Annotated in this window: 12 protein-coding genes; 6 read left to right on the plus strand and 6 right to left on the minus strand. The window is 47.1% G+C overall.

What is annotated here, in order from left to right; genetic code table 11:
* Nucleotides 1-27: 27 nt before the first annotated feature.
* On the minus strand, nucleotides 28-471 hold the full coding sequence (locus L3V30_RS16865) for a PTS sugar transporter subunit IIA (protein WP_005463973.1): 444 nt from the start codon (nucleotides 469-471) through the stop codon (nucleotides 28-30).
* 249 nt (nucleotides 472-720) lie between these two features.
* On the opposite strand from L3V30_RS16865, the gene L3V30_RS16870 reads away from it, so the two are divergent.
* Complete coding sequence (locus L3V30_RS16870; RefSeq protein WP_025501411.1) at nucleotides 721-1749, plus strand: LacI family DNA-binding transcriptional regulator; 1029 nt, start codon at nucleotides 721-723, stop codon at nucleotides 1747-1749.
* 76 nt (nucleotides 1750-1825) lie between these two features.
* Here the strand turns inward: L3V30_RS16870 and phnX are convergent, their stop codons facing one another.
* The 3 genes from phnX to phnW all read right to left on the minus strand — a co-directional run bounded on the left by phnX (nucleotide 1826) and on the right by phnW (nucleotide 5240).
* The gene (phnX, locus tag L3V30_RS16875) at nucleotides 1826-2641 is read right to left on the minus strand and encodes a phosphonoacetaldehyde hydrolase (RefSeq protein WP_021452381.1); all 816 of its coding nucleotides are present in this window, start codon (nucleotides 2639-2641) and stop codon (nucleotides 1826-1828) included.
* Between the two features lie 89 nt (nucleotides 2642-2730).
* Entirely contained in the window at nucleotides 2731-4110 is a 1380-nt protein-coding gene (locus L3V30_RS16880) for an aspartate aminotransferase family protein (protein WP_237309354.1), read from the minus strand.
* A 26-nt stretch (nucleotides 4111-4136) separates the two neighbouring features.
* Nucleotides 4137-5240 carry a 2-aminoethylphosphonate--pyruvate transaminase gene (gene phnW / locus L3V30_RS16885; RefSeq protein ID WP_237309355.1) on the minus strand — a complete coding sequence of 368 codons (1104 nt, stop codon included), beginning with the start codon at nucleotides 5238-5240 and terminating at the stop codon, nucleotides 4137-4139.
* A gap of 266 nt (nucleotides 5241-5506) precedes the next feature.
* Between phnW and L3V30_RS16890 the strand changes: the two genes are divergently transcribed.
* The 5 genes from L3V30_RS16890 to L3V30_RS16910 all read left to right on the plus strand — a co-directional run bounded on the left by L3V30_RS16890 (nucleotide 5507) and on the right by L3V30_RS16910 (nucleotide 11371).
* Entirely contained in the window at nucleotides 5507-6517 is a 1011-nt protein-coding gene (locus tag L3V30_RS16890; protein WP_010645353.1) for a putative 2-aminoethylphosphonate ABC transporter substrate-binding protein, read from the plus strand.
* A 325-nt stretch (nucleotides 6518-6842) separates the two neighbouring features.
* Nucleotides 6843-7949 carry a putative 2-aminoethylphosphonate ABC transporter ATP-binding protein gene (locus L3V30_RS16895; RefSeq protein ID WP_237309356.1) on the plus strand — a complete coding sequence of 369 codons (1107 nt, stop codon included), beginning with the start codon at nucleotides 6843-6845 and terminating at the stop codon, nucleotides 7947-7949.
* An 8-nt stretch (nucleotides 7950-7957) separates the two neighbouring features.
* Nucleotides 7958-9682, plus strand: a complete 1725-nt coding sequence (locus L3V30_RS16900) for a putative 2-aminoethylphosphonate ABC transporter permease subunit (RefSeq protein WP_237309357.1) — start codon at nucleotides 7958-7960, stop codon at nucleotides 9680-9682.
* A gap of 9 nt (nucleotides 9683-9691) precedes the next feature.
* A complete protein-coding gene (gene phnR / locus L3V30_RS16905) occupies nucleotides 9692-10396 on the plus strand; it encodes a phosphonate utilization transcriptional regulator PhnR (RefSeq protein ID WP_005395341.1) in 705 nt (234 codons plus the stop codon).
* Nucleotides 10397-10462: 66 nt separating this feature from the next.
* Entirely contained in the window at nucleotides 10463-11371 is a 909-nt protein-coding gene (locus L3V30_RS16910) for an EamA family transporter (protein WP_237309358.1), read from the plus strand.
* Between the two features lie 47 nt (nucleotides 11372-11418).
* On the opposite strand, the gene L3V30_RS16915 is transcribed toward L3V30_RS16910, so the two are convergent.
* Nucleotides 11419-11970, minus strand: coding sequence for a porin family protein (locus L3V30_RS16915; RefSeq protein ID WP_104970264.1), 552 nt, complete (start codon nucleotides 11968-11970; stop codon nucleotides 11419-11421).
* Nucleotides 11971-12022: 52 nt separating this feature from the next.
* The gene (locus L3V30_RS16920) at nucleotides 12023-12931 is read right to left on the minus strand and encodes a VirK/YbjX family protein (RefSeq protein ID WP_046873855.1); all 909 of its coding nucleotides are present in this window, start codon (nucleotides 12929-12931) and stop codon (nucleotides 12023-12025) included.
* Nucleotides 12932-13094: the final 163 nt, after the last annotated feature.

Raw genomic sequence — 13094 nt, forward strand, 5'->3', positions numbered from 1 at the left:
GTGAATGGGGTATGTCAGGAGTAAAACTTAGTATTTGTCGATGATCGCAAGAACATCTTCTTTGCTTTGAGCGTTGCAGATGGCCTCTACATGCTCTTCATTCATAAACAATTCCGCCAGTTTCGAAATCGCATCAACGTGGCTATTACTGTCCGTTGCCGCTAGCGTGACCAGCATTTTTACTGGGTCATTTTCTTCAGAGTTAAAGTTGACGCCGTTTTGGATCACCGTGATCGCCAGTGATAAACGGTTAACGCCATCTTCAGGGCGAGCGTGTGGCATCGCCATGCCAGGACCTACCACGTAGTAAGGGCCAAGCTCTTCGTGCGAGCGGTAAATTGCTTCAACGTAACTTGGTTCTATCGCGCCATTTTCAATCAAAGCTTCACAAGATTTGCTGATCGCATCTTTCCAGTCGGTTGCGTCAGAATGGATGCGAATGACATCAGAGGTAATCAGTTCACGTAGCATTGGAATGTTTCCGATTTGTTGTTTTGTTGCTGCGTACTTTATCGATCAATTTGCCAGAAAAACCTGAGAGTGATCACAAATGGTAGCGCTATCTGATAGCGCTACCATTAATTGTGATAGCGCTATCATTTTTATCAGGCATCGAAGTTTCATGTGCTGGTGTTCGAGTTCTAATGCGCTAATATCAAAACCATTAAAGCGCTGTGATAAGATGTCGCAGCTGAAATTAGAGAACATTAAATAAAAACAATGAGCGAACCTCGCAAACGAAGAAGTACCGGCAATGTCACTTTGGCTGATGTCGCCAAACAAGCAGGCGTAGGCACTATGACGGTGTCGCGAGCATTACGAACGCCAGAGCTGGTATCCGATAAGCTGAGAGAAAAAATTCAACAAGTGGTTGATGAGCTCGGCTATATCCCGAACAAAGCCGCAGGGGCACTCGCATCTGCAGAAAGTTATTCCATCGCTCTTATCATTCCGTCACTGTTTGAAAAAGCATGCGCGCATTTCTTACCAAGCTTCCAACAGGCGTTAAACAAAGCGGGTTATCAATTATTACTGGGTTACAGCGACTACTCGATTGAGCAAGAAGAAAAGTTGCTTTCGACTTTTTTAGAGAGCCGTCCTGCGGGCGTGGTACTGTTTGGAAGTGAGCATAGTCAGCGAACGCATCAACTGTTAGAGGCATCAAATACGCCAGTGTTAGAGATTACCGAACTGAGCTCAAAGGCCAGTTATCTCAACATTGGCGTGGATCACTTCGAAGTGGGTAAGGCCTGTACCAGACACCTGATTGAACAAGGTTTTAAGAACGTTGGTTTTATTGGGGCGCGCGGGAATCATTCAACGTTGCAACGCCAGTTACACGGTTGGCAAAGTGCGATGATTGAAAACTATCTCACCCCAGATCATTTTCTAACGACTCATGAAGCGCCATCTTCACAATTGGGTGCGGAAGGATTGGCGAAGTTATTGCTGCGCGATTCAAGCTTGAATGCTTTGGTGTGTAGCCATGAGGAGATAGCAATTGGTGCGCTCTTTGAGTGCCATCGCCGCGTGCTCAAAGTCCCGACCGACATTGCCATTATTTGCCTTGAAGGTTCTTCTATGGGGGAGCATGCTTACCCAAGTTTGACATCGGCAGAATTTGATTACGAGCGCATGGGCACCAAGGCGGCAGAAAAACTGTTGCATGCCATCAAAGGTGAGCCAGAAGAAAGGCCAACCAGTATGGGCTTTAAGCTAAAGCGTCGAGCAAGTACCGCGATTAATTGACCCCTCCGCTTTCCATAAATACAAAAAGCCTCTCAATATGGAGAGGCTTTTTACATTCTGAATTCACGAGCGAAAACTACGGACGTTCGCCCGCGGCTAGGCGTTGTTCGATATCTACGATCACCTCTGGCAGATCGGAGATGGTGTCGATTAAGTAGTGAGGTGCACTTTTGATAAACTTCGCGCGTGCTTTTTCACGAGCTTTCTCTAAGGTTGCTTCGTCTGCGGCTTGGTATTCTTCAAATGTCAGACCCGCTTCGTTACCAGAAAGCAGCAGACCCACCGTCCACATGCCCGCATTGTGACCTTCAAAGATGCCTGGTGCTGAATCGTCCACTTTGACGCATGCTTTAACGTCGGTTACACCAAGCTCAATCACGTTTTTCAGTGCCATAAACGGCGCAGGGCGACCACCTTGGGGCAGATCGTCTGTCGCGACAACATAATCTGGTTGGTAGCCGTAATCCGCAGCAACTGGAATCAGTACGTCCATCACCTCACGCGGGTAACCCGAACAAGAACCGATCTTAATGCCTTTGTCTTTCAGACCGTTTACCACTTCAACTGCGTTGAGGATTGGTTCTGCGTGGTCAGCCACTTTTGCTTTTTGCAAAGGCATAAATGCTGCGTAGATAGTGTCGATGTCTTCGCTGGTCATTGAGCGACCAAACTTCTCATTCCAACGCTTATCAACGGCAGGAATACGACCCACAGCTTGGATGTGATCCCACTTACCAAGCCCCATTGGTTCACGTGCTTCTTCAAGGTCGATTTCGAAATCAAATCCTTGCTTGAACGCTTCCACAAAGATACTAGTTGGTGCAAAAGAGCCGAAATCGACGATAGTGCCAGCCCAGTCAAAGATCACTGCTTGAATTGGTGATTTGCTCATGTTCAATCCTTTTTCTTGCTTGCCAGAGCGCTTGCCTACACGTTGAACCGCGCTCTGGGTAAATTGGTTTTTGTTGAGGTCTATTGACCTTAAAAGTAGTTAAAGTCTTCACACACTTTGGCGATCGCTTCTTCGAAGATCGCCAACGCTTCTGTCAGTTGCTCGCGAGTGATGATCAGCGGTGGGCTGAGTTGAATCACGTTACCTTGCGATACTTTGAAGCTCACTCCGTTGTTGAGGCATTGGTACAGCACAGCTTCCGCTTCGTCATACGCCCGTGCTTTGCTTTCGTGGTCAGTGACCAACTCAATGCCCCATAACATGCCGATGCCACGCACATCACCAATCACTGGGTATTTGGCTTTCATCTCTAACATCTTTTCACGCATGAATTGGCTGTCGGCTTTAGCTTTCTCTAGCAAGCCTTCTTGCTCAATGGCCTCCATTGTGGCTAGCGCTGCTGCGCAACCAATAGGGCTTTTCTCATGAGTGTAATGACCCATGGAGATTTGCTCGGCAGTGTTGTATTTGTCTTTGGTTACCATGGCTGCGATAGGCACTAACCCTCCGCCTAAGCCTTTACCGATGCAGAGCATATCTGGCTCGATGTCATAGGCTTGGTAGGTAAACCATTCACCGCTGCGACCCATGCCATTAGGGATGTCGTCGATGATCAGCATGACATTGTGTTTGTCACAGATTTCGCGGATGCGTTTCCAGTAAGCTTTGCTCGGCACTTGAACATCCGTGTTGCGAACCGCCTCTGCGATAAACGCGCCCACGCCGCCTTCTTTCTCAATCACGTATTCAAGGTAGTCGGCGTAATGCACGTCGCTACCGTCCGGGACCGGGAAAGCGCCACGATAAGACACCGCTGGTGGAATGCGCTCAACACCTGCCATTAATGGTCCCATACCTTGGCGGAAACACGCTTCGCCGCCCACAGAGATGGCATCCAACGATGCGCCGTGGAAGGAATCCCACAACGACACCACCTTGTAGTTGCCCGTGATGTGGCGCGCTAGTTTAAGTGCCATGCCAACCGCAGATGTGCCACTCGGAGCAAACAACACGCGGTTCAATTCGCCACGACAGATTTGGGTGAGTTTTTCGGCACATTCAATCGCAGTTTCGTTGGTAAAACGACGTGGTGAAAACGGCAGTTTGGCAATTTGCTCTTGCACACGTTTAATCACATGCGGATGACCATAGCCCACCTGGTGGACGTTATTACCATGGAAGTCCATGTACTTTTTGCCGGTGGCATCTTGGATGTAGATGCCTTCTGCTGCTTCCAAGGTATCTAAGCAAGGCGTTGACATGGCTTGATGAAGAAAGACCTCCGAATCACGCTTCAGTAATGCTTGCGTGCGTTCGTCGTCCATCGATGCATTCCAAGCTTGGCGCGCTGGTGTTGTGTTGACATCGCCTTCGCTGCGGAAATGGGTCGGTTTGATATTCTGAGTCATAACGCTCTCTTAATCAGAAGGCTGCTTTACGCAACTTGCCAATACATTGCTTTTTCAATCGCACCGATTAAGCGCTCGATATCTGCTGGGTAAACTTCGCCAATGTTGCCGATACGGAAGCAATCTGCGTTCGATACCTTACCCGGATAAATCACGAAACCTTGCTCTTTCAAACGTGTGTAGAACGCTTTGAACTGGTAATCACTGTGCGTTGGAGAGTAGAAAGAAGTGATGATTGGCGAGTGAAGGTCATCACTCAGTAGTGGCTCGAAACCCAGAGAACGCATACCTGCAACCAGTGTTTTCTGGTTCGTTTTGTAGCGGTTATGACGAGCTTCAATGCCACCTTCTTGTTCCAGCTCTAACAATGCTTGGTAGAAAGCGCGAACCGTGTGCGTTGGAGACGTGAAACGCCATTTGCCGTGGTTCACTTCCATACAGTGCCACTGGTCGTAAAGATCAAGGCTCAAAGAACGTGCCTGACCTTGGCACTTTTCGAGCTCAGTTTGTTTTGCAATCACAAAGCCAAAACCCGGCACGCCTTGAATACATTTGTTCGCTGAGCTGATCATAAAATCGATGCCTAGCTCAGCGATATCGATAGGAATGCCACCAAAGCTCGACATGGCATCCAGAATCACCACTTTGCCGTGCGCTTTTGCCGCAGAAGCAAATGCCTCAATTGGGTTAAGCATGCCAGTGGTTGTCTCGCAGTGAACAATCGCCACGTGTGTGATCGCAGGATCCGATGCCAATGCAGCTTCCACCTCGTTCAAGTGTGGCTGTGATGTTTCGCCTGGGGAAACTACATGGCATGGAATATTTAGGTAATCAGCGATCTGAGCGATACGCGCACCGTAAGCACCGTTGTCGACAACCAACAATTTTCCATCTTTGCCAATAGCACTGCCAATCGTTGCTTCTACTGATGCGGTGCCGCTACCTTGCATTAGTACGCTGGTGTAGCCGTCTTGCTCCGTCGCCAGTTTTACAAGCTTAGTGCGGATCACTTCTACAATGTCTTTGTTGTATTCATCATCCCAAGTACACCAGTCTTTTAGCATGGCTTCACGTACCGTTTCAGAAGTAGATAGAGGACCTGGAGTCAGTAGTAGGTATTCGTTTTTCATCTCGATTTCCGTCAGAATAGGCTAATTGGTCTACACCAAATTTCCAGTTCACTCTAGCGAGGAAGAAAAGGGCAGTAAATAGGCGAATCTCCAATTTCATAAAACTTTAATATCCAGAAAATGGCGGATCAATTGAACGATTATTCATCGCAAATTTTCGTAAAACTGCCATTTAATGGTCATGATTTCGTCACAAAGGCTCAGTAGGGTGTATATCGTCAACTGGTACAGACCAAATTAAAACTTAGCCAAATTAACTGGAGAAAATGATGAAAAACCGTTTGATGAAAGGATCGCTGGCTGCACTTGTCTCTCTGCTAGCTACGAATGCAATGGCAGCACAGGAAGTCACGGTTTACACCGCTTTCGAAACTGACATTCTTGCTAAATACAAGTCTGCGTTTGAGAAAGATAACCCAGATATCAAGATTAAGTGGGTTCGCGATTCAACCGGTATCATGACGGCGAAATTGCTGGCAGAAAAGAACAACCCTCAAGCGGAAGTTGTTTGGGGTCTGGCTGGCTCGTCAATGGCACTGCTTAAAGATGAAGGTCTTCTTAAGCCTTACACACCAAAAGGTTTGGAAGAGCTGCACGCGAATCTAAACGACCCTCAATCAAACCAAGCTTGGTTCGGTAACGATGCGTTCTTTAACGCAGTTTGTTTCAACGAAGCGGTAGCGAAACAACTTAACCTGCCTAAACCAACGTCTTGGGAAGACCTAACAAAGCCGGTTTATAAAGGTCACATAGCAATGCCGAACCCAGCTTCTTCAGGCACTGGCTACATGCAGGTTTCTGCTTGGCTACAAAACATGGGTGAAGCTCAGGCATGGAACTACATGCGTGACTTAGACAAAAACATTGCACACTACACGCACTCTGGCTCTAAGCCATGTGTTCAAGCGGGCATGGGTGAAGTGGCTATCGGTATTTCGATGGCGAGCCGCGGCGCGAAGTTGAAAACACAAGGCGCGCCATTAGCGGTGATCACACCAAAAGGCATCGGCTGGGAATCAGAAGCTGTTGGTCTAGTAAAAGAGTCTGATGCAGCGAAGCGCGTTGTCGACTGGTCAATCTCTAAAGCGGCAAACGAGCTTTACGTAGAAATGTACCCAGTGGTTGCACATAAAGAAGTGAAAGCGACCGTATCTAACTTCCCGAACGTTCAAGAGAACATGGCGAAGATGGACTTCGCGCAAATGGGCAGTAAGCGTGCAGAGATCCTAGCTGCATGGTCTGAGAAGTTTGACGCGAAATCAGAGCCAAAGTCTTAATTGAATTTGCTTTGAGTTGAATACTGAAATCCACCTCGGTTGAGGTGGATTTTTTGTTTTCTCTTTTATTTTAGAGTTTGTTGAAAGTAGATTCCTAGTCTCACCTAGGTTCGCTGGAATGACGGACTTAAGAAAGTTGGGAGCTTCTATCTACACTCACAACGTCATTCTCGAGAGCGACGAAGGAGTGAGTCGGGAATCTCTAATTACCACTTAAACAAACCTCATCTCCCTTCATCTATTTGTCATCTTCTGGCTATAAATTTGTCATTGGAACGTAACACTCCAAAACTAAAGTTGGTATATACCATTTGGAGCATGTGTTATGTCAACTAACCAACATTACCTAAATATTGAAAATGTAGTGAAGCAATTCGGACAGTTCACTGCATTAAAGAAAATCTCGCTAGCGATTGAAAAGGGCGAGTTCGTTTGTTTTCTTGGTCCTTCTGGCTGCGGTAAAACCACTCTGCTACGTGCTATTGCAGGTTTAGACTTGCCAACGTCTGGTGCGATTTTTCAAAACGGTCAAGAGACCACATTTCTACCACCAGAGAAGCGCGATTTCGGCATCGTATTCCAATCTTACGCGTTGTTTCCGAACCTTACCGTGCAAGAGAACATTGCGGTGGGTTTGAAGAACCAAGGTATGTCGACCAAAGAAGCGTTAGAGAAGGTGGACTACTGGTTAGAAACCATTGGTCTTCCAACCTCTGGTGAGAAATTCCCTAACCAACTTTCTGGTGGTCAGCAGCAGCGTGTTGCTTTGGCTCGTGCATTGGCGTTGTCACCGGGTCTACTGTTACTTGATGAGCCATTATCGGCGCTGGATGCAAAAGTACGTGTTCACTTACGTGATGAGATTTGTAAGCTGCAACGCAAGCTTGGCATCACCACCATCATGGTTACGCACGATCAGGACGAAGCGCTGTCGATGGCGGATCGTATTGTGGTAATGAACCATGGTGTGATTGAGCAAGTCGGCACTCCTCAAGAGATCTACCAACAACCAGCAACGCGCTTTGTTGCTGAGTTTGTCGGCAGCATGAACTTTATTGAAACCTCAGTCGCAACTGACTCCCAAGTACGCATTGCAGAAACCCTGATGCCAGCACCAAGCTTGAGCAATCGTAAGATTCAACGTGGTGACCGCTTTGATCTTGCGGTGCGTCCTGAAAGCATCAAGTTCGTTGAAAACTACAACAACTCTTTACCTGTGCGAGTTACGGCAACCGAGTTTCTGGGTGCGTTTTTCCGTATCGATTGCGTATTGCAAAACGACAGCTCCACGAAAACCATCGTGGTAGATGTGCCTGTGGAGACGGTTCAAAAACTCAATATCAAAGCTGGCGATGTACGTTACATCCAGTTCGCTGAAGAAGGGCTGCATGGTTACGCCGTGCCCTCGGTTGATAAAGCGCTAGCGGCGTAGGTGTAAACATGGATGCGAAGACAATGACGATGAATAGCCTGACCACACAAGATAAAGCAAAATCCTTACTGGGACGTGTTAGCCGCGACAACCTTGTGTTGTTTGGTTTGCTCGCTGGCTTGTCGACCATGATGGTGCTGTTCATCTTAATGCCGCTTTGGGCAATGTTGACCAAGAGTGTGCAAAATACCAATGGCGAATTTGTCGGTCTGGCAAACTTTGCGACGTACTTTTCCTCTTCAAGCTTGTGGGTGTCGGTGGGAAACACCTTCACTTTGGGCGTGATTGTGACCTTGGTAGTGGGTGTGCTTGCGTTTGGCTATGCCTACGCACTGACTCGTTCATGCATGCCGTTTAAAGGTTTGTTCCAAATCCTAGGTACTGCGCCGATTCTCGCGCCTTCGTTGTTACCAGCGATCAGTTTAATCTTCCTTTTCGGTAATCAAGGCATTGCCAAAGAGATGCTGTTAGGAAACTCGGTTTACGGCGTGATTGGTATCTCGATGGGATTGATTTTCTGGACCTTTCCTCATGCATTGATGATTTTGACCACTTCGCTGCGCACTTCAGATGCCCGCTTGTATGAAGCAGCTCGCGCACTGAAAACTTCAACCATCAAAACCTTCTTTATGGTGACGTTACCTGCGGCGAAATATGGTTTGATCAGTACGCTTATCGTCGTCTTTACACTGGTTATCACGGACTTTGGTGTGCCGAAAGTGATTGGTGGAAGCTACAACGTTCTGGCGACTGACATCTTCAAGCAAGTTGTGGGACAACAAAACTTTGCCATGGGTGCGGTGACCAGCATTATGTTGTTATTCCCTGCGGTAATGGCGTTCGGCGCAGACCGCTGGGTACAGAAAAAGCAAAAGAGCTTGTTTGACACACGCTCGGTGCCTTATCAGCCAGAACCTAGCAAAGCGCGCGACAGCATTTGTTTGGTTTACTGCAGCATCATTTCTATCGCAGTGTTGGCAGTGCTAGGCATGGCAGTGTATGGCTCGCTAGTTACATTCTGGCCTTGGAACAAAGCACTGACGCTAAACAATTACAACTTTGCTGAAATGAGCACTTACGGTTGGAGCCCATTCTTCAACTCACTAACGCTGGCAGGTTGGACGGCAGTTATTGGTACTGCCATCATCTTTGTCGGTGCTTACTGCATTGAGAAAGGGCGTGCGTTTGGTCCAATTCGTCAAGTGATGCAAATGCTTAGCGTGGTGCCGATGGCGGTTCCAGGTATGGTGCTTGGCTTGGGTTACATCTTTTACTTCAACGATGCGAACAATCCTCTGAACGTGCTTTATGGCACCATGGCATTCTTGGTGATTAACACGGTAGTGCATTACTACACCGTGGGCCATATGACAGCACTGACAGCGCTAAAGCAGTTGCCATCGGAGATTGAAGCCACGGCGGCATCGGTGAAGCTTCCTCAATACAAGTTGTTCTTTAAAGTGACATTACCTGTGTGTTTACCTGCGATTTTGGACATTGCGACTTACTTGTTTGTTAATGCATTGACCACCACTTCTGCGGTAGTATTCCTTTACTCAACCGATACGATTCCGGCTTCGGTCTCGATTCTGAATATGGACGATGCAGGTCAAACTGGCGCTGCTGCAGCGATGGCTGTGATGATCATGATGTCTGCCGCAATTGCGAAGATTGTTCAGATGACTTTGGGTAAATTGTTAGAGAATCGCACACAAGCTTGGCGCAAAAGATAAGGACACTTCGTGCAATACGTAAAAATTAAAGATTCGATTGTTGAACAGATTGAAGCGGGCATGCTATCGCCGCGTCAAAAACTGCCAGCAGAGCGTAAGTTGGCGGAGTCGTTCGATACTACACGCGTCACTCTGCGTGAAGCTTTATCACTGCTGGAAGCGGAAGGTCGAATCTATCGCGAAGATCGCCGAGGTTGGTTTATCTCACCTGAGCCATTGCGTTATGACCCAACCCAAACGCTGAACTTCCCGAACATGGCGAAAGCGCAAAATCGTGTGCCAAAAACAGAAGTGATAGCCGCAAAAGGCACTTTGGCTAATAAATTGGCCGCTCGTTTGTTGGACCTTCAGCCGTTTTCAGACGTATTTCGTGTCGACCGCGTTCGTTACCTAGAAGAGCGTCCGGTGGTTTATGTCACGAACTACATTCGACCAGACATATTTCCCAACTTATTGTCTTATGATTTATCAAACTCGTTAACCGACATTTATCGTGAACACTACGGTGTGACGTATCAAAAAATTCGTTACCGAATTTCGACTAGTACTTTGTTGGGTGAGGTGGCACAGGCATTGCGCGCGACGTCTGGTACGCCTGCAATGGTGGTTGAACGTATCAACTACAACCAACATGGCGAGTTGATTGACTGTGACATCGAATACTGGCGTCATGATGCCATCAGCATTGAATCTCTTGCGGAACTCAATCGTTAAGTGGATTTTCCCATCATCTAAGGCTCCATCTCGGGGCCTTTCTTTTATTCAGACAGGAACGTTGAAATGGATTTGTTGGCGATTGGTCTCGTCGTTTTCTCTGCTGTTCTTCATGCGGGCTGGAATATCCTTGGCAAAAGCAACTCTGGGTCAGGGCTCGCGTTTACGATGGCGGCAAGTTTATCTGCTTGCCTTCTGCTCACGCCCTACCTTATTTGGTATCTCTTTAACATTGGCTGGGCGACGTTGCCCAGCGTGTTTTGGGGAATGCTGTTTATCAGTGGTTTATCTCAAATCGTCTATTTGGTTGGTTTGATCGTGGCCTACAAGCACGCCGATGTGGGAGTTATTTATCCGATTGCGAGAGCACTTCCTGTAATGATGGTGGGCGCACTCACCGTCGTCTTAGGTTATGAGTTGAATGCTCAGCAGTGGTTGGGTTTCCTGCTTATTACTTTAGGTTGTGTCCTAGTTCCAGTGACCAGTTTTCGTCAAATTACTCTTGGGGAGTACCTGAATGTTGGTGTGTTTTGGGCCTTGATTGCGGCGTTTGGCACGACGGGTTACTCCGTTGTGGACAAGCAAGCACTGAATCTGCTAACTCAACAAACATCGACCATTCTTAACGACCACTATAGCGCGATTTTTTATCTAGGCGTGCAGTTTTGGGTTATGGGAGTACCGGTTTTATTGTGGTGTATTGTTTCGGGGAGTCAGCAAGAACTACAAACCGCTTGGATGATTCGCAAAAGTGCGAGCATGGCTGGCATCATGATGGCATCAACCTACGGCTTGGTGCTGTTTGCGATGACTATGACTGATAACGTCAGCCTTGTTGTGGCTTTGCGACAAATCAGCATTGTATTTGGTTTATTAATGGGCGTTTGGTTGTTGGCTGAAAAATGGTATTTCACGCGAGGCGTCGGGGTGCTGTTGATCCTGAGCGGAATCATTCTGTCATTGAGCCATGCTTGAGGTATAAGGCACCGATGTCGATTCGGTGCCTTGGCACAGCTAAATTTTTAAAATCGCAATTGTGCACCAAACATCACACCGCCAGAATCAAAGTCGCTATTCTTGGCGTAGTTGTACTCCAAGTTCAAACCCAAGTGTTTATAGGCCCAAGCGACACCAGCAGCGGCCTCGCCTCCAAGGCTTGACTCATCATATTCTTTGCTCTGACCATTATTTTTAAATGTATAACTTAACGTGTAGTAAGTGATACCGCCCTTCCCGTAAAGCTCAAAGCCAGCTCCCAGAGGGTAACTTGCGTAACCGCTGAGTCGAGGTCCGCCATAACTGACATCGGTGATTTCTGTTAAGGGACTGATAAGTACAGAGCCAATGCCGTTAAATGCGCCCTTATAGCCGGCTTCAATACCAAAGTTGTGATCGAACATGTAACGGTAATATACATCACCAAGGAACATGTCACCTTCATCATGGCTATTGTTCACATCGTAACTAACATTACCGTAGCCTAAATTTGCTCCAACAACATGTTGGGTTGGTTGTGCATGAGCCGTTAAGGAAAGTGCGGACAGTAAGCATGCAACGGCGTACTTGTAAGACATAAAAACTCCGAATCATAAAATGAAAAAACAAAACGTCATGTGGTGCGTTGGGTTAACGTAGCCTTGTCATGAACTCCGCTTTGGTATTGTCTAACCATTCGTAACGACGTCGATACATCGAACGCTTAGAACGCGACATGCCTTCGATATCACGACGCGGGGCATTCACATCGAGTGAGTAGAAATGACGGTTGTATTCGGTGCCGCCCAACTCTTGCCAGAGTGCATCGTAATCCGTTTTGATTCGTCCTTTACTGTAGCGTCGTGCAGCATAAGTATGGGATTGTGTTTTTACCGCTAGAATCGTATTCACTTCCCAAATTTGCGCGAGTAAAGTGAGCAAACTCACCATCAAGCTTTTTGGTCTTTGCCCGTAAAGCTTACGAGTTAACTTTTTAATTTTCGCGTTGTTCTCTTCACTGCTGCGTGGCCCTTGCAAGCCGCCAATCATAATGCTGCGTCCAGATTCTATGTGGCCGAGAGTAAATGAGAGCGTATAGAAGTTGCCATCCTCCGCGCTGTGTAGCACTAGGCTCATGTCGCCTTCTTTTTGGTAACGCGCTTCGTACACCAATCGCACAGAGTACAATGTCTCGTCGATTTCAAATGATGTTAATGTTAAGCCAGTTGAATCGGTATAGATCTCTTCAATGGTCTGTTTAGAAAACAGCTCTGAAATGGTTTTGTAGTGATCAACCACTAGGTTTGAACGATCGAACGCTGAGTTATTTTTGATGATGTAGGGACGAAACGGTTTTTCTAAAAATCGGTGCGTACGTGCACAAAGCATCTCTAGCAATGACGATTCAATATTATCTGACAGGTGCTTAAACGCTCGTTTGTAGTAAAGTGCGCGCAAGATGAACTTAGCTCTGTAGGTCCAAATTGGCTTATAGACATCAGCATAATCATCTGAGTAAATTGATTTGCTATGGTAAAAAATGGATTTGTTCGCGGTCATTTTCACTCCAGATTAACGTGTGCTCAACAGCCACAATTAAGAACCGACGGACGAGCAGCGAAGAACCCGAAAAAGGGGGAAATGCAAAGCACTACTAAAAGGGGAGGTTTTGCTGTGCCCGACGTTTATATAAGGTTTTGAACACTGTTCTTTTGTTGGGATT

Source organism: Vibrio sp. A1-1, from assembly GCF_021728175.1.
Lineage (GTDB): Bacteria > Pseudomonadota > Gammaproteobacteria > Enterobacterales > Vibrionaceae > Vibrio > Vibrio diabolicus.

What these genes read in the sequence shown, in the direction of transcription:
- L3V30_RS16865 (WP_005463973.1), bottom strand. Translation starts at nt 471, where the DNA reads ATGCTACGTGAACTGATTACCTCTGATGTCATTCGCATCCATTCTGAC.
- L3V30_RS16870 (WP_025501411.1), top strand. Translation starts at nt 721, where the DNA reads ATGAGCGAACCTCGCAAACGAAGAAGTACCGGCAATGTCACTTTGGCT.
- phnX (WP_021452381.1), bottom strand. Translation starts at nt 2,641, where the DNA reads ATGAGCAAATCACCAATTCAAGCAGTGATCTTTGACTGGGCTGGCACT.
- L3V30_RS16880 (WP_237309354.1), bottom strand. Translation starts at nt 4,110, where the DNA reads ATGACTCAGAATATCAAACCGACCCATTTCCGCAGCGAAGGCGATGTC.
- phnW (WP_237309355.1), bottom strand. Translation starts at nt 5,240, where the DNA reads ATGAAAAACGAATACCTACTACTGACTCCAGGTCCTCTATCTACTTCT.
- L3V30_RS16890 (WP_010645353.1), top strand. Translation starts at nt 5,507, where the DNA reads ATGATGAAAAACCGTTTGATGAAAGGATCGCTGGCTGCACTTGTCTCT.
- L3V30_RS16895 (WP_237309356.1), top strand. Translation starts at nt 6,843, where the DNA reads ATGTCAACTAACCAACATTACCTAAATATTGAAAATGTAGTGAAGCAA.
- L3V30_RS16900 (WP_237309357.1), top strand. Translation starts at nt 7,958, where the DNA reads ATGGATGCGAAGACAATGACGATGAATAGCCTGACCACACAAGATAAA.
- L3V30_RS16910 (WP_237309358.1), top strand. Translation starts at nt 10,463, where the DNA reads ATGGATTTGTTGGCGATTGGTCTCGTCGTTTTCTCTGCTGTTCTTCAT.
- L3V30_RS16915 (WP_104970264.1), bottom strand. Translation starts at nt 11,970, where the DNA reads ATGTCTTACAAGTACGCCGTTGCATGCTTACTGTCCGCACTTTCCTTA.
- L3V30_RS16920 (WP_046873855.1), bottom strand. Translation starts at nt 12,931, where the DNA reads ATGACCGCGAACAAATCCATTTTTTACCATAGCAAATCAATTTACTCA.